At 65.2% G+C, this 24,222-nt stretch carries 26 protein-coding genes and 1 tRNA gene; 19 read left to right on the forward strand and 8 right to left on the reverse strand.

From position 1 onward, the window contains the following. Positions 1-189: 189 nt before the first annotated feature. Positions 190-266: transfer RNA gene (locus HMPREF2617_RS03245), tRNA-Pro, on the reverse strand. Positions 267-696: 430 nt separating this feature from the next. After that, positions 697-1,581: a metallophosphoesterase gene (locus tag HMPREF2617_RS03255; protein ID WP_371441288.1), complete on the reverse strand. Its 885-nt coding sequence runs from the start codon at positions 1,579-1,581 to the stop codon at positions 697-699. Positions 1,582-1,614: 33 nt separating this feature from the next. Between HMPREF2617_RS03255 and HMPREF2617_RS03260 the strand changes: the two genes are divergently transcribed. Beyond that, a complete protein-coding gene (locus tag HMPREF2617_RS03260) occupies positions 1,615-2,064 on the forward strand; it encodes a GatB/YqeY domain-containing protein (RefSeq protein ID WP_070614334.1) in 450 nt (149 codons plus the stop codon). 9 nt (positions 2,065-2,073) lie between these two features. On the opposite strand, the gene HMPREF2617_RS03265 is transcribed toward HMPREF2617_RS03260, so the two are convergent. Next, positions 2,074-4,476 carry a transglycosylase domain-containing protein gene (locus HMPREF2617_RS03265; protein WP_070839910.1) on the reverse strand — a complete coding sequence of 801 codons (2,403 nt, stop codon included), beginning with the start codon at positions 4,474-4,476 and terminating at the stop codon, positions 2,074-2,076. A gap of 182 nt (positions 4,477-4,658) precedes the next feature. On the opposite strand from HMPREF2617_RS03265, the gene HMPREF2617_RS03270 reads away from it, so the two are divergent. The 4 genes from HMPREF2617_RS03270 to HMPREF2617_RS03280 are packed head-to-tail and all read left to right on the forward strand — an operon-like array spanning position 4,659 to position 6,501. Next, the gene (locus tag HMPREF2617_RS03270) at positions 4,659-5,018 is read left to right on the forward strand and encodes a WhiB family transcriptional regulator (protein WP_070453009.1); all 360 of its coding nucleotides are present in this window, start codon (positions 4,659-4,661) and stop codon (positions 5,016-5,018) included. A 14-nt stretch (positions 5,019-5,032) separates the two neighbouring features. Next, complete coding sequence (locus tag HMPREF2617_RS11850; RefSeq protein ID WP_092101229.1) at positions 5,033-5,188, forward strand: Sp36 family protein; 156 nt, start codon at positions 5,033-5,035, stop codon at positions 5,186-5,188. After that, the gene (locus HMPREF2617_RS03275; protein WP_070839911.1) at positions 5,189-5,650 is read left to right on the forward strand and encodes a RidA family protein; all 462 of its coding nucleotides are present in this window, start codon (positions 5,189-5,191) and stop codon (positions 5,648-5,650) included. Positions 5,651-5,691: 41 nt separating this feature from the next. Further along, on the forward strand, positions 5,692-6,501 hold the full coding sequence (locus HMPREF2617_RS03280) for an MBL fold metallo-hydrolase (RefSeq protein WP_070453003.1): 810 nt from the start codon (positions 5,692-5,694) through the stop codon (positions 6,499-6,501). A 30-nt stretch (positions 6,502-6,531) separates the two neighbouring features. Here the strand turns inward: HMPREF2617_RS03280 and glxR are convergent, their stop codons facing one another. After that, entirely contained in the window at positions 6,532-7,215 is a 684-nt protein-coding gene (glxR, locus tag HMPREF2617_RS03285) for a CRP-like cAMP-activated global transcriptional regulator GlxR (RefSeq protein ID WP_070421549.1), read from the reverse strand. 250 nt (positions 7,216-7,465) lie between these two features. Between glxR and nth the strand changes: the two genes are divergently transcribed. From nth to HMPREF2617_RS03305, 4 genes are read left to right on the forward strand one after another with little or no spacing between them, the layout of a single operon-like run. Beyond that, a complete protein-coding gene (gene nth / locus HMPREF2617_RS03290) occupies positions 7,466-8,257 on the forward strand; it encodes an endonuclease III (RefSeq protein WP_083323185.1) in 792 nt (263 codons plus the stop codon). Then, complete coding sequence (locus tag HMPREF2617_RS03295) at positions 8,254-8,811, forward strand: TlpA disulfide reductase family protein (RefSeq protein ID WP_070839912.1); 558 nt, start codon at positions 8,254-8,256, stop codon at positions 8,809-8,811. Before nth ends, HMPREF2617_RS03295 begins: the two co-directional genes overlap by 4 nt. Further along, entirely contained in the window at positions 8,811-9,509 is a 699-nt protein-coding gene (locus HMPREF2617_RS03300) for an NUDIX hydrolase (RefSeq protein WP_083323186.1), read from the forward strand. The genes HMPREF2617_RS03295 and HMPREF2617_RS03300 overlap by 1 nt, the downstream gene beginning before the upstream one ends. A 10-nt stretch (positions 9,510-9,519) precedes the next feature. Next, complete coding sequence (locus tag HMPREF2617_RS03305; RefSeq protein ID WP_070839913.1) at positions 9,520-10,707, forward strand: MarP family serine protease; 1,188 nt, start codon at positions 9,520-9,522, stop codon at positions 10,705-10,707. Here HMPREF2617_RS03305 and HMPREF2617_RS03310 read toward each other — a convergent pair. Both HMPREF2617_RS03310 and HMPREF2617_RS03315 read right to left on the reverse strand, forming a co-directional pair. Then, positions 10,704-11,213 (reverse strand): phage holin family protein, encoded by a 510-nt coding sequence (locus HMPREF2617_RS03310; RefSeq protein WP_070570792.1) that lies wholly within the window; start codon positions 11,211-11,213, stop codon positions 10,704-10,706. The genes HMPREF2617_RS03305 and HMPREF2617_RS03310 overlap by 4 nt on opposite strands. 118 nt (positions 11,214-11,331) lie before the next feature. Then, positions 11,332-12,150, reverse strand: coding sequence for an HAD family hydrolase (locus HMPREF2617_RS03315; RefSeq protein WP_070614330.1), 819 nt, complete (start codon positions 12,148-12,150; stop codon positions 11,332-11,334). Positions 12,151-12,249: 99 nt separating this feature from the next. Here HMPREF2617_RS03315 and ssd point away from each other — a divergent pair, with 99 nt between their 5' ends. Genes ssd through HMPREF2617_RS03350 form a run of 7 tightly spaced genes read left to right on the forward strand, consistent with a single transcriptional unit; the run spans position 12,250 to position 16,555 of the window. Then, positions 12,250-13,338 (forward strand): septum site-determining protein Ssd, encoded by a 1,089-nt coding sequence (gene ssd, locus HMPREF2617_RS03320; protein ID WP_246821689.1) that lies wholly within the window; start codon positions 12,250-12,252, stop codon positions 13,336-13,338. Further along, a complete protein-coding gene (locus tag HMPREF2617_RS03325; RefSeq protein WP_070839915.1) occupies positions 13,339-14,466 on the forward strand; it encodes a TadA family conjugal transfer-associated ATPase in 1,128 nt (375 codons plus the stop codon). Next, positions 14,463-15,209 (forward strand): type II secretion system F family protein, encoded by a 747-nt coding sequence (locus tag HMPREF2617_RS03330; RefSeq protein WP_083323187.1) that lies wholly within the window; start codon positions 14,463-14,465, stop codon positions 15,207-15,209. The genes HMPREF2617_RS03325 and HMPREF2617_RS03330 overlap by 4 nt, the downstream gene beginning before the upstream one ends. Further along, positions 15,206-15,763: a type II secretion system F family protein gene (locus HMPREF2617_RS03335; protein WP_070839917.1), complete on the forward strand. Its 558-nt coding sequence runs from the start codon at positions 15,206-15,208 to the stop codon at positions 15,761-15,763. Before HMPREF2617_RS03330 ends, HMPREF2617_RS03335 begins: the two co-directional genes overlap by 4 nt. Positions 15,764-15,774: 11 nt before the next feature. After that, the gene (locus tag HMPREF2617_RS03340) at positions 15,775-15,966 is read left to right on the forward strand and encodes a DUF4244 domain-containing protein (RefSeq protein ID WP_070421541.1); all 192 of its coding nucleotides are present in this window, start codon (positions 15,775-15,777) and stop codon (positions 15,964-15,966) included. Continuing rightward, entirely contained in the window at positions 15,966-16,235 is a 270-nt protein-coding gene (locus HMPREF2617_RS03345; RefSeq protein WP_070614326.1) for a hypothetical protein, read from the forward strand. Before HMPREF2617_RS03340 ends, HMPREF2617_RS03345 begins: the two co-directional genes overlap by 1 nt. Then, positions 16,235-16,555, forward strand: coding sequence for an Rv3654c family TadE-like protein (locus HMPREF2617_RS03350; protein ID WP_070839920.1), 321 nt, complete (start codon positions 16,235-16,237; stop codon positions 16,553-16,555). The genes HMPREF2617_RS03345 and HMPREF2617_RS03350 overlap by 1 nt, the downstream gene beginning before the upstream one ends. An 11-nt stretch (positions 16,556-16,566) precedes the next feature. Here HMPREF2617_RS03350 and HMPREF2617_RS03355 read toward each other — a convergent pair whose 3' ends face one another. Continuing rightward, complete coding sequence (locus HMPREF2617_RS03355; protein ID WP_070839922.1) at positions 16,567-18,900, reverse strand: DEAD/DEAH box helicase; 2,334 nt, start codon at positions 18,898-18,900, stop codon at positions 16,567-16,569. Between the two features lie 184 nt (positions 18,901-19,084). On the opposite strand from HMPREF2617_RS03355, the gene HMPREF2617_RS03360 reads away from it, so the two are divergent. After that, positions 19,085-19,288, forward strand: coding sequence for a cold-shock protein (locus HMPREF2617_RS03360; protein ID WP_070421537.1), 204 nt, complete (start codon positions 19,085-19,087; stop codon positions 19,286-19,288). Between the two features lie 54 nt (positions 19,289-19,342). Here HMPREF2617_RS03360 and HMPREF2617_RS03365 read toward each other — a convergent pair whose 3' ends face one another. Further along, on the reverse strand, positions 19,343-19,969 hold the full coding sequence (locus HMPREF2617_RS03365) for a DedA family protein (RefSeq protein ID WP_070421536.1): 627 nt from the start codon (positions 19,967-19,969) through the stop codon (positions 19,343-19,345). 165 nt (positions 19,970-20,134) lie between these two features. Here HMPREF2617_RS03365 and topA point away from each other — a divergent pair, with 165 nt between their 5' ends. Then, a complete protein-coding gene (gene topA, locus HMPREF2617_RS03370) occupies positions 20,135-22,999 on the forward strand; it encodes a type I DNA topoisomerase (RefSeq protein WP_070839925.1) in 2,865 nt (954 codons plus the stop codon). A 64-nt stretch (positions 23,000-23,063) separates the two neighbouring features. Further along, positions 23,064-24,179, forward strand: coding sequence for an HNH endonuclease signature motif containing protein (locus HMPREF2617_RS03375; RefSeq protein ID WP_070839928.1), 1,116 nt, complete (start codon positions 23,064-23,066; stop codon positions 24,177-24,179). Positions 24,180-24,222: the final 43 nt, after the last annotated feature.

Here is a 24,222-nt window from a genome sequence, read left to right on the forward strand (position 1 = left end):
AGCAGACACACATTTTGTCGCTTAACCCGTTAAATCAAGCATTTTCTGACCCAATCGTCACAATATAGAAACCGTGAGACTGGCGAAGATGGAGGATACGGGCACTCGATCAGGGAGCGAAAAAATCTTCGTGGCGCTGCCGACACGGACTATCGAATGCGAAAACCCGCCTCGGAAGGCGGGTTGTGTTGGTCGGGATAACAGGATTTGAACCTGCGACCTCTTCGTCCCGAACGAAGCGCGCTACCAAGCTGCGCCATATCCCGGTGGTATCTCGGACTGTTGTCCGCGGTACTCGAAACACAATACCCCTGGGGTTCGGTTTGGCCAAAACGGCAGGTTGTGTGCGTTTTGTTGCCGGTGTGGGGGCGTGGCGGTGGCGCGGTGGCGGTGTGGCGGCGGCGTGGCGGTGGCGCGGTGCGGCGCGGTGCGGCTTGGATCCAGCGCCACAAAAGACGATATCGGGATTTGCGTCCTCGTTTTTGCAAAAGCCCAGGTCGCGTTCCGGGAAAATCGCCAAATCCCGATATCGTCTTTTAGGCAGTTCGCGCGACCTGCGGCGGAGCAGGCAGAGCAGACGGAGCAGACGGAGCAGACGGAGCAGACGGAGCAGGCAAAGCAGCGGAGCGGCAGACGAACGGACGGGCCGACCAGCCCGCAACCGACCACCCCGTAACCGACCGCCCCGCAACCGGTTTACCCGCGCTCGACGACCCGGATCAGCGATGCGGACGGTGGGCAGAACAGGCGCACGGGCGCGTACTTGGATTGGCCGAGCCCGTTGGATACCTCCATCCACATGCGGCCGTAGCGGTGCAGGCCGGAGGCGCGTTCGCGGTCGATGTCGGCGTTGGTAACAAGGGCGCGGCCGCCGGGCAGGCAGATCTGGCCGCCGTGGGTGTGGCCGGCCAGGGCGAGTTGGTAGCCGTCGGCTTCGAAGGCGTCGAGCACGCGGCGGTAGGGGGCGTGGAGGAGGCCGATGGCCAGGTCGGCATCACGGTTCGGTGCGCCGGCGACGGAGGCGTAGTCGTCGAGGTCGTGGTGCGGGTCGTCGACACCCGCCAGCGCAAGGCGTACGCCGGAGGCTTTGAACTCCAGGCGGTTGTGCGTGGCGTCGTGCCAGCCGCGCTCCATGAACGCGGCGCGCATGCCCTCCCACGGCAGGTCCACGTACGACGGCTCGCGCTTGGCACCGGTGAGGTACTTCAGGGGGTTGACGGGGCGCGGCGCCCAGTAGTCGTTGGTGCCGAACACAAACGCGCCGGGGCGGTTGAGCAGCGGGCCGAGGGCGTCGAGCACCCAGGGCACGCCACCAAGGTCCGACAGGTTGTCGCCGGTGTTGATCACCAGGTCCGGGTCGAGCGCGTCCAGGCCGGAGACGAACTCCACCTTTTCCTTCTGTCCGGGGATCATGTGGAGGTCGGATACGTGGAGGATGCGGAACTCGTTACGCTCGCGCAACACGCCCGGCTCCAGCAGCGGCAGGGTGTATTCGCGCAGTTGGAAGTTGTTGCGTTCGGTGAACCCCCAGGCGAGTGCGGAGGTTCCGGCGGCGAGGGTGGCTGCGGCGGCTTTCTTCAACGTCTTCACCCGCACCACTGTAATCTCGCAGGCATGAGTGCATTGAAAGACCAGATCCGCGCAGACCTCAAGGAAGCCATGAAGGCGAAGGAGAAGGAGCGCACCGGCACGATCCGTATGTTGCTGGCGGCGATCCAGACCGCTGAGACCGAGGGCACGAAGCACGAGGTTGATGATCAGGAGATTCAGAAGATCATCGCGCGTGAGATTAAGAAGCGCCGCGAGTCGGCCGAGATCTACCAGACCAACGGCCGCGACGATCTCGCTGAAACCGAGCTCGCCGAGGCGAACATCCTCGAGGCGTACCAGCCAAAGCAGTTGACGGACGATGAGCTCGCAGTGCTTATCGACGACACCGTGGCCGAAACCGGCGCCACCTCCATGGCGCAGATGGGGCAGGTCATGAAGGCCGCCACCGCCAAGGCTGCCGGCCGTGCAGACGGCAAGCGCATCTCCGAGGCTGTCAAGGCCCGCCTGAGCTAGCCAGCCGCGTTAGTTGTTGCCGAAGGCGTTGGCGATGGCGTCGCGGGCGTCGTTAAGCGATTGCTCGATGCCGCTGAAATCCGGCGCCGGTGGGGCAGCGGGGCTCGGGGGAGCAGACGGGGACGGGGATGGGCTCGGCGCGGTGCTGGAGGGGGCCGAGCCGTCCGAGACATTCAGGGTGATGGTGGAGCCGCGCGCGAGCGACTCGTCCGCCGGGGTGATGGACACAACCTGGCCGGCGGGGGCACCGCCGCCCGGCACCGTCTTCAACACGACCTTGTAGCCCTGGGCCTCCAGCTGGGATTTCGCGGCGGAGGAGTATTGGCCAACCACGGAGTCCACGGCCGCGCGGCGCGCACCGGTCTGGTACTTCGCGCTCGCCGCCGGAAGGCCTGAGGCCGCGCCGGGCACACCCGCAGCGGCCTGGAACCAGGTGTTGGCTGCCTCGTTGCCGCCGAAGAGGTTGCCCACGCCGCACTGGCGGACCGGGGCGGTGCACAGCGGGGTGGTTTGGGTGCCGTCGTTGAAGATGTACGGCGCCGCAGACATGCCCAGCGTGAAGCCGAGGAACGCGGAGGACTGGTGCGACTCGGTCGTGCCGGTCTTCGCGGCGGTGGGTGCGCTCCAATGGTTGCGTTTTGCGGCGTCGGCGCCGGTGCCGTCGATAATGTCGTGCGACATGCCGGCAGCCAAGGCGGCAGCGATCTCCGGGTCGATGGCTTGCTCGCAGGCGGGCCGGTCGATGAAGACCTCACGGCCGTTCTTATCGGTCACGCTCGCAATCGGGTTCGGCTCGCACCAGCGCCCGTTGGACGCCAAGGTGGCGCCCACGTTGGACAGTTCCAGCGCGTTGACGGCCAAGGGGCCGAGAGTGAACGAGCCCATATTTTCTTCCTTGGCGGCCTGGACGATGGAGCGGCCGTCCCCAAACGAGTTGTCGTCCTTGTAGGAGCGCAGGCCCAGGCGCACCGCCAGATCCACGACCGGGGCAACACCGACGGTCTGAATCAGCTCAATGAACGTGGTGTTCGGCGATTGTGCAAGCGCGTCCTGCAAGCTCATCTTCGGTGCATAGACGCCGGCATTTTCTACACAATATGCACCCGGCGGACAGTTCGCGGCGCCGCCTGCGCCCATGCCGTACACCACGGAACGCGCCGGTGTGTTCAGCATGGAGTTCAGCCCGTAGCCCTGCTCAAGCGCGGCGGCCGCGGTGAAGATCTTGAATACGGAGCCTGCACCGTTGCCCACCAACGACACAGGCTGCGGCAGGATCGTCTGGCTTTGGTCCAGGTCCAGGCCATAGAAGCGGGAAGACACCATCGCCTTGATATTGCGCGAGTCCGCGCCGGGCTCCACAATGTCCAACACCTGCGCCACGCCTGCGGTGTGCGGGCTGACGTTGTTGCGCACCGCGTTGAGCGCGACCTGCTGAATGTTCGGGTCGAGCGTGGTCTTGATGGTGTAGGACCCGTTTTTAATGGTGTCCAGGTCCAGGCCCTTTTCCGCCAGGTAGCGCAGGGCGTAATCGCACATGAAGCCGTTGTCGCCGGCGGTGATGCAGCCTTCCGGCAGTGTCTTCGGCTTGTCCAGAATGCCCAACGGTGCGCCCGCCCAGCGGTCGGCCTCGGACTGCTCGATGTAGCCCTGAGCGGCCATGTTGTTGAGCACTACGTTGCGACGACGCACCGCCCCTTCCGGGTTCGTATACGGGTTCAGCGCCTCCACCGACTGCAGCAGGCCCACCAGCATCGCAGCCTGGGCCGGGTTGAGCTTGGCGGCGCTGGTGTCAAAGTAGGTCCGGGCGGCGGCCTCGATGCCAAAGGAGTGCTGACCAAACGACACCAGGTTCAGGTACCGGGTAAGGATTTCGTCCTTCTCCAGCGTCTTGTCTAGATCGGATGCCATGCGCATTTCGCGCAGTTTGCGGGGAATGGACTGTTCGGTGGCGGCGAGCGCTTCCTCTTCGTTCTCAGCATCGATGAGCCACAGGTAGTTCTTCACATACTGCTGGTTCACCGTGGACGCGCCCTGCTCCACACCGCCGGCCAGCACGTTGGTCACCAGCGCGCGGGCAAAACCCTGCATATCCACGCCCTCGTGGACGTAGAAGCGGCGGTCCTCCGTAGAAACCAGCGCGTCCTTGGCGTACTGCGAGATCTGCTCGCTGGGTACCTCATAGCGGCGCTGTTTGAAGATCCACGCCATGGGTTTGCCGTTGACGTCCGTAATCGTGGTCACGCCCGGCACGTCGCCGTGGGTGAGGTCGGAGAGATTGGACTGCATGGTCTCGTCGGTACGCGCAATTGCGGCACCCCCAAGACCTGCGATCGGCGCCAGGCATAACGCCATGACGAGCGCTGATGCGACGACGGCGACCAGCAGGTTTCCTAAGCTTTTCAGGGCAGACACGCCAACACCTTAATTCAATCTGTGGCGTGGGGGAATACCATGCTCCCCCCAAAAATGTGATGCATTCGACATGGAATTTCCTGTGTGATTCCATTTACATGGGATCGCTAATATGCGGTCGATTGTATAAAAGGAGTCCGCTCCGCTTCCGGATAGGGATAGGACGTCTAAGGAGACGCACGATGACCACGAGTTTGAAAAAGGCACCGGCAACTAACCTGCGACCGACCACCTCCAAGAAGTGCGACTCCACGGGAACACTGGTCTTCGACCGTGGCGAGTGGGTCACCCAGGCCCAGTGCCGCGGCGGCGACCCGGACGCACTCTTCGTCCGCGGTGCCGAGCAGCGCAAGGCAGCAGCCATCTGCCGCGCCTGCCCGGTGATGACTGAGTGCCGCGCAGACGCACTGGATAACAGGGTGGAATTCGGCGTATGGGGAGGCCTGACCGAGCGTCAGCGCCGCGCAGTACTGCGTAAGAACCCGCACGTGAAGGACTGGGCAACCCACCTGTCCAGCGGCGGCGAAATTATTGGCCTCTAGGTAGGGTGAATCCCATGAAGAAATGGGAATACGCAACCGTTCCGCTGTTGTCGCACGCCACCAAGCAGATTCTGGATTCTTGGGGTGAGGACGGCTGGGAACTCGTCGCAGTCACCCCGGGTCCGAACCCGGACAATGTTGTCGCCTACATGAAACGAGAGGTTGAGTAAATGGCACAGTGGTCTGAGCGCCTGAAAGAACTGGGCATTGAGCTTCCGACCGTGGCCGCACCCGTGGCCGCATACGTCCCAGCAACACGCACCGGCAACCAGGTGTGGACGTCCGGCCAGCTGCCGTTCGTGGGCGGCAAGCTGCCGGCCACCGGCAAGGTTGGCGCCGAGGTATCCCAGGAGGATGCATACGGCTACGCCCGCCAGGCTGCGCTGAACGCGCTGGCTGCAGTGGACGCACACGTGGGCATCGACAACGTCGCCCGCGTGGTCAAGATCGTGGGCTTCGTGGCCTCCGATCCGGCATTCACGGGGCAGCCCGCCGTGATCAACGGTGCATCCGAACTGGTGCAGGAGATCTTCGGCGAAGCCGGTGCACACGCACGTTCCGCAGTCGGTGTTGCTGTTCTTCCGATGGACACCCCGGTTGAGGTCGAGATTGTCGTGGAGCTCGAAGGCTAGTTTGCCCATCGGCGCAGCCGTGACGGGGTAGGGTGGGAGCCATGAAACATCCCGCATACAGCCAGCTGCGCCCTGTGACCCCCAACGCCGCGGTGGTCCTGGTGCCGAACCCCAGCTACGCGGCGCTCGAGGGCACGAACTCTTGGGTGATCCGAGGTGAGGGCGACGAGGCGAGCATCGTCGTCGACCCGGGTCCGGCCGATGAGGGCCACCTCAACGTGCTGCAGGCAAAGGCCGACAAGGTCGCCTTGATTCTGTTGACTCACCGTCACCACGATCACGCAGATGGCGCGGAACGGTTCCGCCAGCTCACTGGCGCACCGATCCGCGCCCTTGATCCGTCTCATACCTCCGGCGCTGAGCCACTCACCGACGGCGAAGTGATCTCCGTTGAGGGGGTTACCCCGCGCGTGAAGGTCGTCGCTACGCCGGGCCACACCAGTGACTCTGTGTGCTTCTTCGTCTACCCGGGCGAAGACACCGACGGTAAGCCGGAAGGCATCATCACCGGCGACACCATTGCGGGTCGCCACACCACCATGATCTCTGAGACCGACGGTGATCTGGGTGCCTACCTGGACACCCTGGAAATGCTCGAGGAAAAGGGCAAGGGTGTCATGCTGCTTCCGGGTCACGGTCCGGAAGGTGAGGACCTGTCTGCGTACGCCCGCAAGTACATCGATCGCCGTAACCAGCGCCTGGATCAGATCCGTCAGGCACTAAAGGAGCATGGCGATAACGCGGACATCAATACGCTGGTCGATGCGATTTACGACGATGTCGACCCGGTCCTGCGCGGTGCCGCAGAGCAGTCGACTCGTGTGGCGCTGCGTTACCTCAACGCCAAGTAGCGGATTCTCGACCCGCCGCGGGCGCCTCCGTTAGCGCGCGCGGCGAGCGAGGTGCTCAGTGTTAACAATGAGCACGCTTTTACCCTCCAGGCGGATCCAGCCGCGGTGAGCGAACGTGGCCAATGCCTTGTTCACCGTCTCACGCGACGCACCCACAAGCTGGGCGATCTCTTCCTGGGTGAGATCATGGTTGACGCGGAGTGCGCCACCCTCATGTACACCGAAGCGGTTTGCCAGCTGCAGCAAGGTCTTGGCTACGCGGCCAGGCACGTCGGTGAAGATCAGGTCTGCCAGCGACGCGTTCGTGCGGCGTAGGCGGCGGGCCAGCACGCGCAGCAGCTGCTGGGAGATCTCCGGGTGGTTGTCGATCCACTCGCGCAGCATGGTGGAGTCCATGGTGGCGCAGGTGACGTCCGTGACGCAGACTGCGGAGGAGGTACGCGGGCCGGGGTCGAAGATGGAGAGCTCGCCGAACATGTCGGACGGGCCCATCACGGACAGCAAGTTTTCGCGACCGTCCGGCGCATGGCGGGCGAGTTTAATTTTGCCTTCGACGATGATGTAGAGGCGATCGCCGGGTTCGCCTTCGTCGAAAATCGTGGTGCCCTTCGGGAAATCCACGGTGTCCATATCGTTGATCAGCGCGGCGACCGCGTCAGGGTCGACGCCCTGAAAGATGCCGGCGCGGGCAAGAGTGTCTTGAACGCCTTCCATGAGTCCTCCTCAGACTGTCGCTCACGCATTCTGCGTGGGATTGGTCACGAACGGTGCCATTAGCGGTGACCGTCACACAAACTGGAACTCTACCAGCTCAACTAATCAGTGGGATAGTCTTTCCGCGACTGGGAACTGTGCTAGCCGATGACCGCTGCTTCCACATGCTCCATGAAAAGCGGAAACACCCCGAGCACAAGCGGATTCAGCGCCACAAGCAAAAAGGTCATACCCATAGTGTACGGCTAGCATGTTGGGCATGGCCGCTTCGACCTCTCCATTGAAACATCGCCGCCCAGGCGATCATCCCGCCGCGAAGGGGAAAGAGACTCCGATCGGGCGTAAGCGCAGGACACGCCGCATTAACCGCACGTTGGCGGCAGCGTACCCGGATGCGCACGCGGAGTTGGACTTTACTAACCCGCTGGAGTTGCTCGTCGCTACGGCGCTGTCCGCACAGACCACGGACGTACGGGTGAACATGGTCACCCCGGCGCTGTTTGCCAAGTACCCCACGGCCGCCGACTACGCGGAGGCCAACCAGGCAGAGGTGGAGGAGATTATCCGCTCGACCGGGTTTTACCGTTCCAAGGCGGCGAACCTGATCGCGATGGGGCAAAAGCTGGTTACCGACTTTGGCGGCGAGGTGCCCGAAAAGCTCGAGGACCTGGTCACGCTGCCGGGCGTGGGGCGTAAGACGGCGCATGTGGTGCGCGGCAACGCGTTCGGTTACCCCGGCCTGACCGTGGACACTCACTTCCAGCGCCTGGTCAAGCGCATGATGCTCACCGAGGAGACGGATCCGGTGAAGATCGAACACGCGATCGCGGAACTGATCGAGCGCCGCGAGTGGACCATGTTCTCCCACCGCATCATCTTCCACGGCCGCCGCGTCTGCAACGCCCGCAAACCGGCCTGCGGCGCTTGCCCGATCGCGTTCGACTGCCCCTCCTTCGGCGTCGGCCCAACCGACCCGGAGGAAGCCGCCGAACTGGTCACCGGCCCTGAGCGCGACCACATTTTGAGGATGGTGGGCCTGTGAAGCGCACAATCTGGGTCAGCGTCGCCGCGATCGTTGCGGTGACTCTTCTGGTCATTGCGGGTGCCAGGGCGTTGCTTGTCGACGACGCCACGCCCCCGGCCGGCGACGGTGTCGTCGAGAAGCAATCTGCCCCGGTGACAGGACGCCCGGACTGCCCAGAAGGTGCGATCGGCGGCGTGGACCTGGCGTGCCTAGGCGGCGAGGCCACCGGCGCGCAGCAGGAGATCACCGTGGCCAACGTGTGGGCGTGGTGGTGCGAACCGTGCCGGGCGGAGTTGCCTGTGGTGGAGGAGTTCGCCCGCGCACACCCCGAGTACACCGTGGTGGGCGTGCACGCGGACCGCGATGGGGCGCGAGGCGCGGCGTTGTTGGAAGACCTCGGCGTGGACCTGCCGAGCTTCGAGGACGACTCCAACGTGTTCGCCGGCACGCTCGGCCTGCCGCCGGTGGTGCCGCTGACCGTCGTATTCCGTGGCGAGGAAAAACTCGGCGTGTTTGCCAAGGAGTTCACCTCGGCTGAGGAGCTGGCCGAGGTTGTGCGCGGGGTGCTGTGATGGTTGCCGTGCAGCCGGAACGTGCACCGGTGTGGCTGCGGGGGCTCGTGGATAAGCTGCGCGCTGGCGAGGGCGATGCGCGGGTCAAAGCGATGCTGGGCCCGCGCGTGCCGCAAACGCCGGGGGAGGACCAGGCGGCGGTGCTCATCGTGTTCGCTGGCGACCCGGACGCGGAGGAACTGCCGGAGGGCGCTCGGGTGCTGATCACGCACCGCACCCCGTCTATGCGCAGCCACTCCGGCCAGATGGCGTTTCCGGGCGGGCACATCGACGCCACAGATACAGGCCCGGTGGCGGCGGCGTTGCGCGAGGCGTACGAGGAGACGGGGCTGGCCCCTGAGCGGGTTGTGCCGCTGGCGGTGATGGGGCAGGTGAAAACCGGTGGCAGCCGCAGACTGGTGCGCCCCGTGGTGGCGTACGCACCCGACCCGGGTGAGGTGTACCCGGCAAGCGAGCTCGAAACCGACGACGTGTTCTTCGTTCCCATCCGGGACTTGGTGGATCCGGCCAACCGCGCGAAGCTCGGCTGGAAGCACTGGACCGGTCCGACATTTTGGGCGCGCGACTATCTCATCTGGGGTTTTACCGGAATCCTGCTTGCTGTCGTGCTGGAATTAGCCGGCTGGGTGCGCGCCTGGGACGAGCGTCCGGGCGATCTTTACGAGGCGCTGGCCCGATCCCGCAACCGCGAGCTGTAACATTTGCGGAATGCACCTGGTCGTTGACGTTCTGCTTGGGCTTGCCGTCGTCGCTGCGTTTGTCAGTGGCTGGCGCCAAGGTGCGTTTTCGGCTGTGATCTCCGCAATCGGCATCATCGCGGGCCTCGTGGTGGGGCTGGCGGTGGCGCCATTGCTTCTCGACGTCACCGAGTCCCAACCCATCCGCATCACGCTGCTGCTGTCGGTGGTGGTGCTCTTCGTCGGCCTGGGCAACCTGCTCGGCGTGACCCTCGGGGGCAACTTACGGGCGCGGGTACGCAGCCGCCTGACCCGCTTTGTGGATTCAGTGGTGGGCGCACTGTTCCAATCGGTGGCACTGGCGCTGGTGGTGTGGTTTATCTCCATCCCGCTGGCCTCAGCCATACCGGGTGAGTTGGGAGACGGGATCCGCAACTCGCACATCCTGGCCAAAATCCACGACACCGCTCCGGAGAGCGCCGGGAAACTGCCCGCGAAATTCGCAGCGCTTCTCGACGAGTCCGGCCTGCCCCCGCTCGTTTCCCCCTTCCAATCCCCGCACGGCGCCCAGGTGGACGCACCCGATAACGCGGCGCTTCGCCCCGAAGTTGTGGAGGCGGCCCGCCCGAGCGTGGTCCACGTCATGGGCGATGCGAAGAGTTGCCGCCGCCGGCTCATGGGCTCCGGCTTCGTGTTTGAGGATGGCTACGTGCTCACCAACGCGCACGTCGTCGCCGGCACCGAGCGTGTCTCCCTGGACACCGTCGTCGGCGTGAAGCCGGCGGATGTGGTGCTCTACGACCCGGATACCGACATTGCGGTCCTCCACGCCCAGGGCTTGGGTCTGCCGCCGCTGCGTTGGGCTGCACGCGAGCTGCAGCGTGGCGACGACGCCGTGGTCATGGGCTACCCCAAATCCGGTCCCTTCGAGGCCGCACCGGCGCGAATCCGCAGCCAACTGACCATCGCAGGCCCGGACATTTACACCACCGGCCGTGTGGAGCGCGAGGCCTACACCATCCGCGGCGACATCCGCCAGGGCAACTCCGGTGGCCCGCTGCTCACCCCGGCAGGGGAGGTGGCAGGCATGATCTTCGGCGCGTCCCTGGATGCCTCAGAAACGGGTTACGCGCTGACTGCACACCAGGTGCAGCAGCGCGTAGGGGATGTGACCAGGCTGAACGCTGTCGTCGATACGCAAGCCTGCGTCAGCGGTTAACGGCCCGTGTACAGGCCAGCCTCATTCTTGGTCAGGTTCTTCTGAGCCTCGCCCGGCTTCAGGTTCTTCAACTCGTTGACCGAGCTGATGGTGCGCTCCGGAGCCTTGATCTTCTTGACCTTCTTCAGGCCAACCAGCGCGAGCAGACCAGCCAGGGCGATCATGATGAGGAAGACGATCAGGAATGCCCAGCCACGGTGCATCCAGGATGCGAGCATCTCCGCAAACGCGAAGAAGAGGAAGAACGAGGAGTACAGCGCAATCACGCCGGCGACGCCGAACAGGCCACCGCCAACGGCGCCCTTCTTCACCTCGCCCATGACCTCAGCCTTGGCCAGCTCGATCTCGCCGCGGACCAGGGTGGACACCTGCTCCGACGCGTTAGAGATCAGCGTGCCGATGGACTGCTGGCCCGGCACCGTCACATCAGTATCGCGCAGCGGAATCGAATCCACCTTGGCGGTTACGGCGCTCGAGCCGCTGGTGTACAGACCTTCGTTGCTCACTGTTTACTCACCTTCCTGGGTGGCTATGCATGAGGCACCCTGGGACGGTGCCTGGAATTCTCCCAACGATGTTAGCGACACATCACAGTGTTTGCCTGAATCGGGGTGAAAGATAGCGTCACGCGCTGTGACGCTTGTCGCCGGACTTGCCGGAGACCGCACGCGCGATGAGCACCCCAGCCACCGCCAACGCCGTCACGCCGGCGATCACGCTCGCGCCGATGCCGACCTCGCGGGCGTTCGGCATCTGGATCAGCGGCTCCGGGTCTTTAAAGGTCCGCACCTGCCAATCGTGTGACAGTGCGTGCTTGCGAAGCGCCCGGTCCGGGTTCACCGCCACCGGGTTGCCCACCAGTTCCAGCATTGGAATGTCCGTGGCGGAATCGGAGTAGGCGTAGCTGCGCTCCAGGTCGTAGTCGTGGTCGGCGACAAACTGGCGCACAGCCTCCGCCTTCGCCCCGCCCTTGAGGTAACGGGTGATCTCACCGGTGAGCTTGCCGTCCTTCTCCGCGAGTTCGGTAGCCACGACCGTGTCTACGCCGAGTTCGCGCGCGATCGGCTCAACCAGAATTGATGCAGAGGCGGAGATGATGATGACGTCGTGGCCTTGGGCGCGGTGCTCGTCGATAAGTTCGCGCGCTTCGGCGTAAATCGCGGGCGTGACCACGGTGCGCATCGTTTCTTGGGTGATGCGCTGGACGTCCTCGATCGACCAGCCTTCGATGAGTTGGGCGAGCGAATCGCGCGTGGCGTCCATCTTCTCGCTGGAATGGCCGACCAGCATGTACTGGGCTTTGGTTAGGTAGAGGTCCCACGCCTCTTGTCGCGTGATCATTCCGTTGTTGCGGAATTCTTTGCCGAAGGCGAAGGCGGAAGACGTCGCGATGATCGTCTTGTCTAGGTCGAAAAACGCCGCCACCGGCCGTGTGGGAGACATGCTTTAGCAGTCTAGCCCCACTTTGCTGGTGGGGCAGTGTAGGCCCGCTGTGAAAGAAGTGAACATTTGGGGCGAATTGTCCACAGGCTTTTTGTTGAAGTGTCACTTAGATTGCGGGTTGTCCACAGGGTGGTTGCCACATTTGCGCTGGTGAAAAACACTATTGGCATGACACGCACACACCCACACACCGGCCCGATCGTGGTCGCGGTCGCCGACCTCGCCACCCACTCCGAGGCCGTTCACCTCGCCGCCGCGACCGGCCGCCAGGTCATCGACACCGCCGATGCGGCCGAGCTCGCCCGCCACGCGCCCAAAGCATTCGCCGTGCTTATCGACGACACCCGCGCCCCCGACCTTTCCCCACCCCACGCAGCGAACGTCTTCCGCGTCGGTGGGGAGCTGGTCGATTCAGCCGAGCGGGTCTTCGTCCTGCCCGCCGAGGCTGCGGACCTGCTGCGCGCGATCGGAACCCTTGCCGTGCAACCCGCAGTCGTAGGCGCGCGCGGGAAGGTGATCACCATCGTCGGCGCATCCGGTGGGGCAGGGGCGTCCACCCTGGCGGCGGCGCTGTGCCGGGTGGCGGCGCGGGGTGATTCGGCAACGCTGCTCGACGGGCACTGGCTCTCCGGCGGGCTCGACCTGCTGCTTGGCATCGAGCACGTCCCCGGCGCGCGCTGGGGCGAGATCGACTTCGGTGAGGGCACCGTGGCGCGCACCGACGTGCTCCGCGCGCTGCCCGCCACCGCCGACGACATCGCGGTGCTGACCTTTCCGCGCCAGCGCGTGGCGGACCCGTTCCGGCTGGAGGCGGCCGCGTTGGAGCACGTCGCCGGCGCCGTCGGCGGGGCCGGGGTGACGGTGGTGGATGCGCCCGCCGCGCTGATTCCCGGCCGCAGCGACCTGGTCGTCGTGGTGGTCGTGCCCGAGGTGCGCTCAGTTGCCGCCGCGACCCGTATCGTCGCCGAGTGCGCCGCCGCCGGTCTGCCGTGTGTGGTGGTTGTGCGCGATAGCGCCTGGGCCGCGCTTACCGACGAGGAGATCGCGCATACCACCGGCGCCACCGTGCTCACCCACCTGCCACACGTGCGCGGGCTGACTCGCACGGTGGAGAAGTCCGGCCTGCCCGCGCGTGTGCCCCGTTCGCTAGCCGCCTGCGCCAATGCGGTGCTCGAGGAGGTGGCCTAAATGATCGACCGCGACCTCATCGCCCGCGTCAAGCGCCGCCTCGCCGACGAACCCACCACCCCGGAGCCTGCCCGCATCGCAGCCCTCATCCGCGAAGAGGCCGTGGTGATCAGCGACATCGGCGTGCTGGATGTGATGCGCACACTTCGCGACGACACCACCGGCACCGGCCCCCTCGAAGCACTGCTTGCCGACGACACCGTCACCGACATCTGCGTCAACGGCCCCAACTGCGTCTACGTCGACTCGGGTGCGGGCCTGGAACGCTCCGCGGTGCGCTTCGAATCCGAAGCCGCCGTGCGCCGCCTCGCCTCCCGCCTGGCCGCCAGCTGCGGGCGCCGCCTCGACGACGCGCAACCGTTCTGCGACGGCCACATCACCCGTGACGACGGCACCCTCCTGCGCTTCCACGCCGTGCTTGCCCCAACCGCCCAGGCCGGCACCTGCATCTCCCTGCGCGTGCTGCACACCGCCTCGGCCACCCTCGACGACCTGGTAGCGCGAGGCGCACTGGGTGAGGAGGTTGCGGAGGTGCTACGTGGGGTCGTCGCAAAGCGAAAAGCGTTCGTGGTCGTCGGCGGCACCGGATCCGGCAAAACCACGCTGCTATCCGCCCTGCTCGCGGAGGTCGACCCGGCCGAGCGCATCGTCGCCATCGAAGACACCCTGGAACTCACCCCCGACCACCCGCACGTGGTCAACCTGACCACGCGCGGCGCGAACTCCGAGGGTGCCGGCGAGATCACCATCGCAGACCTCGTACGCCAGTCGCTGCGCATGCGGCCCGACCGCGTCGTGGTGGGCGAGATCCGCGGCGCCGAAGTCGTCGACCTTCTCGCAGCACTCAACACCGGCCACGACGGTGGTGCCGGCACCCTACACGCCAACTCGATTGCGGAAGTCCCCGCCCGCTTCGAAGCGCTTGCCGCACTCGGCGGGCTGGATCGCGCCGGGCTGCACGCCCAACTCGCCGCCGCCATCGACGTGGTCATCGTGGTCAAACGCCACCCCGACGGCACACGCCGCCTCCACCAGATCGGGGTGCTCGAAGGCCAACCCGTGCGCGCCAAGGTGGTGTGGGACGCCGACACCGGCCCCGCCGAAGGTTACGAGGAGCTGCTGTCATGACCACGCTGTTGCTCCTCGCCGGCGCCGCTGCCTGCCCGCCACCTGCTCCTGGCGCTCGCATCGCGCCGCGCTCGTTGGCTGTTCCTCCCCGCATTGTCATCCCGCTGGTTGTCGGCGCCGTGGTGCTCGCCGCCCTGGCGTTCGACCGGGCCAGCCTGGTCATCGCGCTAGCGATGGGTGCGGCGACGGTGGTGTGGGTCGCAGATAGCCAACGGCGCGCCCGGGCCGCCTCCAAGCGCACGGAAGCGGTAGCCACCTTCCTCGGTCACCTTGGCACCAACGTCGAAGCCGGCGCGCCACTGCACGCCGCGTTAGAGCGCGCCGCCGAACACGCACCGCGCGAGATCGCCCGCGACGTCGCGCACCTCATCCACCACGTCAGCACTGGCACACCGCTTGCCGCCGAGACGGACGAGTTCGCCCGCATCGCCCCGCTGTTCGCACTGTCGGCCAGTAGAGGAGTGCCGCTGTCGCGTCTGGTCGCCGCCGCGCGCGACGACATCGACCACACCCGACGCCACCGCGCCGCCACCAACGCCGCGCTTGCCGGACCCAAAACCACCGCGGTTGTGCTCGCCCTGCTGCCGTTCGCCGGCCTGCTCATGGGCGCGGCGATGGGCGCGAACCCGCTCGCGCTGCTCGCCGGGGGAGGCCTCGGCGGAGCGCTGCTCACCGTCGGCACTGCGCTGGTGTGCGCCGGTGTGATCGTTTCCCAGCACATCATCCAAGGAGCCACCACATGATCGCCGCAGCCCTGCTCATCGCCACCGCGCTCGCCGTCAGCCCCACGCAGCCCGCCCGGCGCGTCACCCGCCAGGTGCCGCCCACGCCGAAGACCCCGCGCGACGGACCCGACTACGCGCGGCCGGACCGCTGTGCCGCCGACATCACCCTGTTCGCGGCCTGCTTCGAGGCCGGCCTGCCGGTCAGTGCCGCAGCCGCCGCGGTTGCCGAAACTCACGACGGCGACCGCAGCCCGTGGCACACCGTCGCAGCGCTGCTCGCGCTCGGGGTCGAGCCGGAGCGCGCCTGGTCGGAACTCCACACCATTCCCGGCGGGGAGGACTTGGCCAGCCTCGTCGCTATGACGCACGCGTCCGGCGCGGCGCTGGCACAAGGGTGCGAACGTATCGCTTCAAACCTGCGTGCCGACGCCGCCGACCATGCCAAAGCCAAAGCGGAACGCGCCGGCGTACTCATCGCCATCCCGCTCACCGCGTTTTTCCTCCCGGCGTTTTTCGTCCTCGGGCTCGCGCCTGTGGTGATCAGCCTCGGGAGCAACCTCATCAACTTCTGAAAGGAACAATCATGACCCGCATTTCCACCTTCTTCATCCAGCGTTTGCGTAACGACGCCGGAATGTCAACCATCGAATATGCTTTCGGTTCGTTGGCGGCAGCTGCCCTTGCCGGGGTGCTGTATCTCGTGGTCAACGGCGACGGGGTCGTTTCCGCGATTGAGAACGTGATCACCAGCGCCCTGACCAACACGCCAGGCTGATGACCACGATTGAAACGGCACTTTCGCTGGCCACGCTCGTGGTGGTTACGGCTGCGATCGTGGGTGGCATTGCCACGATGTCCGCCTACATCGCTGCCGTGGACATTGCCGGTGCCGCCGCCCGGGCGCACGCGATGGGCGTGGACTACACCCCACCGCGCGGCGAGGTGACCATGCACGAATCTGCAGGCCTGGCCACCGTTACCGCTGCCGTGCCCGCCCCGATTGGCACCATGCGCGCCACCGCGGTCTTCCCCGTGGAGTTCTAATGCGCAGATTGCTTATCGACGACACCGGCTCCGCCACCGTCACCACCACAGGCATCATCACCGCAGTGGTCTCCTTGGCCCTTGCGGTGATGGTCACCGGGACCCGCACCGCCGACGCGCACCGCGCCCGCGTGGCCGCAGACCTGTCCGCCGTCGCCGCCGCCACCGCGCTCTACCGGGGTGCTGATGCCTGCGAGTGGGGCAACGAAACCGCCAGCGGCAACGGCGCCGAGGTCACCTCGTGCGAATTCGTCGACGGCGACGTGATTGTGGCCGTGCGGCTGCGCCACGCCGAAGCGACCGCCCGCGCCGGGCCGTAACGCCTTGCCTGTCAGCCAGTCATGGTGACCAACGCGCCGAGCAGTTTCAGCGCGGCGTGCTTGTCCAGGGGCTGGTTGCCGTTGCCACACTTCGGCGATTGCACACACGACGGGCAGCCGTCCTTACAGCCGCAGGACCGCACCGTTTCGTAGGTCGCGGCGATCCACTCGTGGAAGCGGGCGAAGCCCTCGTCGGCAAAGCCCGCCCCGCCCGGGTGGCCGTCGTAGACAAACACCGTGGGCAGCATCGTGTCCTGGTGCAACGCCGTGGACACGCCGCCGATGTCCCACCGGTCGCACGTGGCCAACAGCGGCAGCAGGCCGATCGCGGCGTGTTCCGCAGCGTGCAGCGCGCCGGGGATCTCGCCAGCCGTAATACCCAGTTTGTCCAGCACCATCGGGTCGATCGTGTACGCCACCGCGCGGGTGACTAGGCGTTGCTCGGGCAGGTCGAGGGGGATGTGTTCGGAGACGGTGCCGTCGGCAAGCCGGACGACATAGCCGGTGACACGGTCGATGACCTCCACGTCCACACTGGCCACCCACAGTCCCGGCGAAGGGTTTTCCAGATCTGTCGGCTCGCCAAGGATCGTGATGTCGGTCGTGGAGCGCGCCTGCGTGGAGTAATCCGGCCGCTCCGGCGCCACCAACGCCACGTAATCGTCCAGGTCTAGCGACTGCACCACAAAGTATTCGCCCTGGTGGATGTACACCGCGCCGTCGTGCACCTGGCTCATCGCACGCCCCGCATCTACGGTGCCCAACAGCCGCCCGTCGGTTACATCGACGATCATGACTTCCTCACCCACGCCTCCGCGAATGCTTACCGACGCATGCGCCGTCTCCGGCGTCACCTCCCCCTCCAACTGGGGTACCGCAAACCAGCCCTGCGGACGGCGGCGCAGCAACCCCTCGGCGGTCAGGTCGTTGACCACGTCGGTGGCGTTGAAGGCGGCGACGTCGTCGTCGCTAAGCGGACGCTCCACCGCCGCGCAGTACATATGACCGCGCAGGATGTAGGGGTTGGCCGGGTTGAACACGCTGTTTTCTACTGGCCGGCCGAGCAGTGCCTCGGGGTGGTGGACCAGGTACGTATCCATCGGCTCGTCGCGCGCCACCATCACCACCACGGAGCCCTGGCCGCGCCGGCCTGCGCGCCCGGCCTGCTGGCGAAAGGATGCCACCGTGCCCGGAAACCCCGCCATGACCACCGCGTCCAGGCCCCCGACGTCGATGCCAAGCTCAAGCGCGTTCGTCGTGGCCACGCCAAGCAGATCGCCGTTATCCAGACGCTGCTCGAGGGCGCGGCGATCCTCCGCGAGATACCCCGCACGATACGAGGCGACGCGTTCGGCGAAATCGGCACGGCCCGCCACCACCAGGTCCTCCTGGGCGCGCATAGCCACCGTCTCCGCCGCGCGGCGCGAGCGTACAAACGTCAACGTGCGCGCACCCTGCAACAGCAGCGTGGACATTATCGACGCCGCCTCCGTCGTCGCCGGGTACCGCACCGGCGCGCCGTTTTCGCCCTCGGCGCCCTCGATGAACCCCGGCTCCCACAACGCGATGGTGCGCTCGCCGGTGGGCGCACCATCCTCCGTCACCGCAACAACCTCGTGCCCGCACAGCCGCGACGCCTGGCCCGCAGGATCCGCCGCGGTCGCCGAGGCGAAAATCAGCGTCGGCTCAGACCCGTACGCCTTCGCAATACGCAGCAACCTGCGCAACACCAACGACACGTTCGCCCCGAACACACCCCGGTAGGTGTGGCACTCGTCCACCACCACAAACTTCAAATGGCGCAGCAGCCGCGCCCAACGCTCGTGCGCACCCAAAAGACCCGCGTGCAGCATGTCCGGGTTCGTAAACACGTAGCGGGTGTGCTCCCGGATGCCCGCCCGCGACTCCTGCGGCGTATCCCCGTCATACGGCGCCGGATGCACCGACGCAAGCGCCGCATTCCCCCGCGTCATCGCAAGCGTTGCCTGCAACTGGTCCGAACCCAACGCCTTCGTCGGCGTCAGATACATCGCGCACGCCTTCGGATCCGCCGCCAACGCGGAAAGCACCGGCAACTGATAGCCCAACGACTTTCCCGACGACGTCCCCGTCGCCACCACCACATCCCGGCCCGCCCACGCCAACTCCGCGCACTGGGTTTGGTGGGCGTAGGGGAGGGTGACGGTGTCGTCGATAAGCATCTGCTTCAACCCCGGCTCCACCCACTCGGGCCACTGTCCAAACACCGCGAGACGAGCCGGCTCATGCTCCACATGCGTCACCGTCGCAGCAGGGAAACGCTGCGCAAGCACCGAAACGAGCTCATCGCCAAAACCAGAAACCATGATGGTGAGCCACTTTAGCCGGGCCAAAGCAGTGCCCCCGACAACAAATCGTGGCAGACTGGGCAACGGTCACAGATTTTGTGTGCGCCTCATCAGGTGCTCGCGAGGATTGTGCACGCGGGCACCAGGACCAAACAGGCCCTGGTGGACGACAAAAACATGCAACATTTTGAAAGGTTTCACCATGGCAACCGGAACTGTTAAATGGTTCAACGCCGAAAAGGGCTTCGGCTTCATCGCACCCGACGACGGCTCCGCCGACGTCTTTGTCCACTACTCCGAAATTCAGGGTTCCGGCTTCCGCACCCTCGAAGAAAACCAGCAGGTCGAGTTCGAGGTCGGTGAAGGCGCCAAGGGCCCACAGGCCCAGCAGGTTCGCGCCCTCTAAAACAGCGCGAACAAACCCCCGGACGGTACACCCGCCTGGGGGAAATTTTTACGCCTACACCGCGCTAATTCCGCGGCGAATATCAGAACGCTCGAAGATCTGGTTCTGCAGCTTCTGAATCACAAACCCCACAAGCGAACCCAGCACTACACCCAGCACCATGCCCAGAAGCGGATACTGCTGCAGGAGCGTGCCACCCAAATACCCCATGCCGACACTCAGGCAGGCCCACAGGATCACGCCGATGGTGTCGAAAAAGAAGAACTTAAACCAGTTGTAACGCACCGACCCCAGCACAATCGTGGCCACCCAACGCGCCCACGGGAGGAAACGCGCAACAATAATCATCGCGCCCGCACCCCGGTTCATGTTGGCTCGCACCCACGTAATCGCCTGGCCAGCCTTCGAATCCGGATCCAACCGATCCACCCGGTGAATCAACTTCGCGCCGAGAGCGAAACAAATATTGTCGCCGATAATCGCGCCGATAATCGCCGCGATGATCACACCCCACACGTTTGGCACACCACGCGACGCGGAAAACGCACCAGCCAGATTCAACACGGTTTCAGACGGCACCACCGGCGCCAACGCATCCGAAACGATCAGCAACACGACGAGTGGGTAAAAGATCGGCAACCCCATCAACGTATGCAAAAACTCAATGAGTGAATCGACCACGCTGCGTCCTCCTTTCCACCCCAACAACTCCGCGCCAGGGCACCAACGCAGTGTAATGCCAGGGGCGAGAAAATCCCCCGTCCGTATAACCATGTGCTAGTTGTCTGATAAGAATGAGGAAGTTTTACCGCTCATACGCTTAGTGGGAATCGAGGAAAGGTCAGCGTGACTGCAAACGGCAAGACTCTCGTGATCGTGGAGTCCGCGACAAAGGCGAAGAAGATACAGAAGTATCTCGGCGACGATTACATCGTGGAAGCATCGGTGGGCCACATCCGTGACCTGCCGGGCCGCGCCGCCGACATCCCCGCGAAGTACAAAAACGAGCCGTGGGCAAAACTCGGCGTCAACCCGGAGAAGGGCTTCGACCCGATCTACGTCGTGTCCGCTGACAAGAAAAAGAAGGTCACCGACCTGCGCGCCAAGCTCAAGCAGGCCGACAAACTCCTGCTGGCAACAGACCCGGACCGCGAAGGCGAAGCGATCGCGTGGCACCTGCTTGAAACCCTTAAGCCGAAGGTGCCGGTAGAGCGCATGGTGTTCAACGAGATCACCGAATCCGCCATCCGCGAAGCCGCCGAAAACACGCGCGAGCTCGACATGGATCTTGTCGACGCCCAAGAGACCCGCCGCATCCTCGACCGCCTCTACGGCTACGAAGTTTCCCCCGTGCTGTGGAAGAAAGTCATGCCGCGACTGTCCGCCGGCCGCGTCCAATCCGTGGCCACCCGCGTCATCGTCGAGCGTGAACGCGAGCGCATGGCGTTCATCGCCGCCGAATACTGGGATTTAACTGCTTCGCTCGCCCACTCCTCCGAAGAATTTGACGCCAAACTCGTCTCCCTCGACGGCAAGCGCATCGCCCAGGGCCGCGACTTCAATGACCGGGGAGAGTTGGTGTCGGATGCGGTGGTCGTCGATAAGCAAAAGGCGCATTCGCTTGTCGACGAACTCGGCACCGCACCGATGCACGTCACCGCAGTGGAAGAAAAGCCCTACTCGCGCAAACCCTACGCGCCGTTCATGACCTCGACGCTGCAGCAAGAAGCCGGCCGCAAACTCCACTTCACCTCCGCGCGCACCATGCGCATCGCGCAACGACTGTACGAAAACGGCCACATCACCTACATGCGTACAGACTCCACCTCCCTGTCCAAGCAGGGCCTCGACGCTGCACGCGCCGCAGCACGCGAGCTCTACGGTGCCGACTACGTCTCCGCCAAGCCGCGCGTCTACGACCGCAAGGTGAAAAACTCCCAGGAAGCGCACGAAGCAATCCGCCCCGCCGGCGAACGCTTCGCCACCCCCGGACAACTGGCAGGCGCGCTGGACGCCGAAGAGTTCAAACTCTACGAACTGATCTGGCAGCGCACCGTCGCCTCCCAAATGGAAGACGCACGCGGCAACTCCACCAGAATCACCATCGCCGCCGACGCCGCCGGCGAGGCCTGCGAGTTCACCGCAACCGGCCGCACCGTCACCTTCCCCGGCTGGCTGCGCGCCTACTCCGACCGCCAGTCCAACGAAACCCGCCTGCCGCAACTAGCCAAGGGCGACGAACTGGCCACCAAGTCCGTCACCGCCGACGGCCACACCACCAACCCGCCTGCGCGCTACAACGAAGCGTCGCTGGTGAAGAAGATGGAAGAACTCGGCATCGGCCGCCCGTCCACCTACGCGTCGATCATTAAGACGATCCAGGACCGCGGCTACGTCGTCGTCCGCGGCAACGCACTCGTGCCGTCCTGGGTGGCGTTCTCCGTCGTCGGGCTGTTGGAAAACAACTTCGACGCACTCGTCGACTATGACTTCACCTCCTCCATGGAAGACGAACTCGACGAAATCGCCCACGGCAACCAAGACCGCACCAAGTGGCTCACCGGCTTCTACTTCGGCGACGCCGACGCCAAGGAGTCCATGGCGCAAGCCCTCGCACGCCGCGGCGGGCTGAAGCACATGATCGAGAACAACCTCGAATCCATCGACGCGCGCGCCGCGAACTCGCTGACACTTTTCGACGACGCCGAAGGCCGACCCGTCGTCGTCCGCGTCGGCCGCTACGGCCCCTACATCGAGCGCGTCGTCGGCGAGAAGGACGGCGAGCCCGAATACCAGCGCGCCAACCTGCCCGAATCCGCAACCCCGGACGAAATCACACTCGAGATGGCCGAGAAGCTCTTCGCCACCCCGCAGTCCGGCCGCGAACTGGGGGAGAACCCCGCCAATGGGCGTGTGGTCGTCGCAAAGGAAGGGCGCTTCGGCCCATATGTCACCGAGCTCGTGCGTGACGACGAACGCACCACCGCCGAAGCCCGCGCCGAAGAAATCATCGCCGCTGAGCGCGCCGAAGAGGACAAACAGCGCGCCGAAGAAGGCAAACGCGCCAAGAACTGGGAAACCAAAACCGCCGCCGCTCAAAAAGAAAAGCGCATGGCGCAGCTGGTCGACGAGCAGCTAAAGCCCGCCACCGCCTCCCTGTTCGCGTCGATGGAACCGGCGACGGTCACGCTCGAGGAAGCACTGAAACTGCTGTCGCTGCCGCGCGAAGTCGGCGTCGACCCCGCCGACGGCGAAGTCATCACCGCCCAAAACGGCCGCTACGGCCCATACCTGAAGAAGGGCACCGACTCGCGCTCGCTCGCGTCCGAGGACCAGATCTTCTCCATCACCTTGGAAGAAGCCCGCCGCATCTACGCCGAACCGAAACGCCGCGGCCGCGCCGCCGCCAAGCCACCGCTGAAGATGCTTGGCGACAACGACGTCTCCGGCAAACCCATGACCGTCAAAGACGGCCGCTTCGGCCCATACGTCACCGACGGCGAAACCAACGCGTCACTGCAACGCGGCGACACGCCAGAGACGATGACGGACCAGCGCGCCAACGAACTGCTCTCCGCCCGCCGCGCCCGCGAAGCCGAAGACGGCGGCAAGAAAGCCACCAAGAAAAAGGCGACAAAGAAGAAGGCAACCAAGCGCGTGACCAAGCCGAAGCAGACCACAAAACGCGTGGTCAAAGCTCGCAAGCGCTAGGGATTGCACAATATAGTGGACAATTCCTTTACAAGGGTTGTGCTGTGCGCTTAGCGTGCATGGCATGACATTTAGCGAGATTCTCGAGGCCCTGGCGCACGCCGACATCAGCGTGCTCCAGGGTTTCGACGAGTCCGCACCCGCCTTCGCCGCCCTCGACCCCGCCTTAAAACGCAAGTGGGCGCAGGCGCACGCCACCTACTTCGGCGCGACGAAGTTCACCCGCAAGCAGGCCGACGCGCGCCGCTTGGCCGCCGGGATGCCGCTCGACCAGATCTGCCTGCTTGAGCGCAAACTTGCCGCCGTCGCCGACCTTGCCGAGCGCTGGCGCCTCCGCCTCGAACTGTTGCGCTTCCGGGGCTCCTACAAAGCGCTGTCGCGGCGTATCGACGACACCATCACCACCCCGAAACCCACCCCCAAGAAGCAGTGCCGCTTCTCCAAATCGCGCGCTGGGATGCGCAACATGTCGCTGACCTACTCCGAGCGCGACATCGCCGATTTGGAGCACCTGCTGCGTTCGCTTATCGACCCGTCGCTGCCCGCCGCCGAGCAAATGGCCGACGCGCTTGTGAGCCTGCTGCGCGGCGGCGGCGCTGGGGGTGCTGATGGTGTCGGCGGGGTTGGCGCCGGCGCTGGGATTGCTGGTGTCGGTATGCCCTACGCCGCCCCGCGCCCCATCATCCTGGTGCCGCTGCCGGAGTGGACCCGCATCCAGTCCGGCCACGGCGACGAAGTTCAACTCATCCTTACCGACGGCACCACCATGACCGGCGCCGAATTCCTCGCCCGCGAGTTCGGCGCCGACCTGGAGGTTGCCGCGTTCCACCCTGCAGAGGGGGCGGTGAACCTCTACCGGGCGAAGCGCTTTGCTAACGACAAGCAGCGCACGTTGGCGTCGATGATGTCGCCGACCTGCCCGGTACCCGGCTGCCGTCACGGAGCCGATCACTGCGAAATCCACCACATCACCGCCTGGCGGCACGGCGGGGAAACCAACCTGGCCAACCTCGTACCCCTGTGCAGTTACCACAACGGCACGAACGACGACGACCCGTGGATCGTCAGACGAGGCCGAATATGCATCCGCGACGGCATCCCAGTGTGGGTGTCACCCAACGGATACGAAGTGCCGAACGACACCCCCGGAGCCATGCAGCTCCTGTTCGGAAACAACTGACCGGGCGCGATTGAGCGCGCCCGCAGGCCTGAGTTCTGCCGCG

This window comes from Corynebacterium sp. HMSC070H05 (genome assembly GCF_001837615.1).
In the GTDB taxonomy this organism is placed as follows: Bacteria; Actinomycetota; Actinomycetes; order Mycobacteriales; family Mycobacteriaceae; genus Corynebacterium; species Corynebacterium coyleae.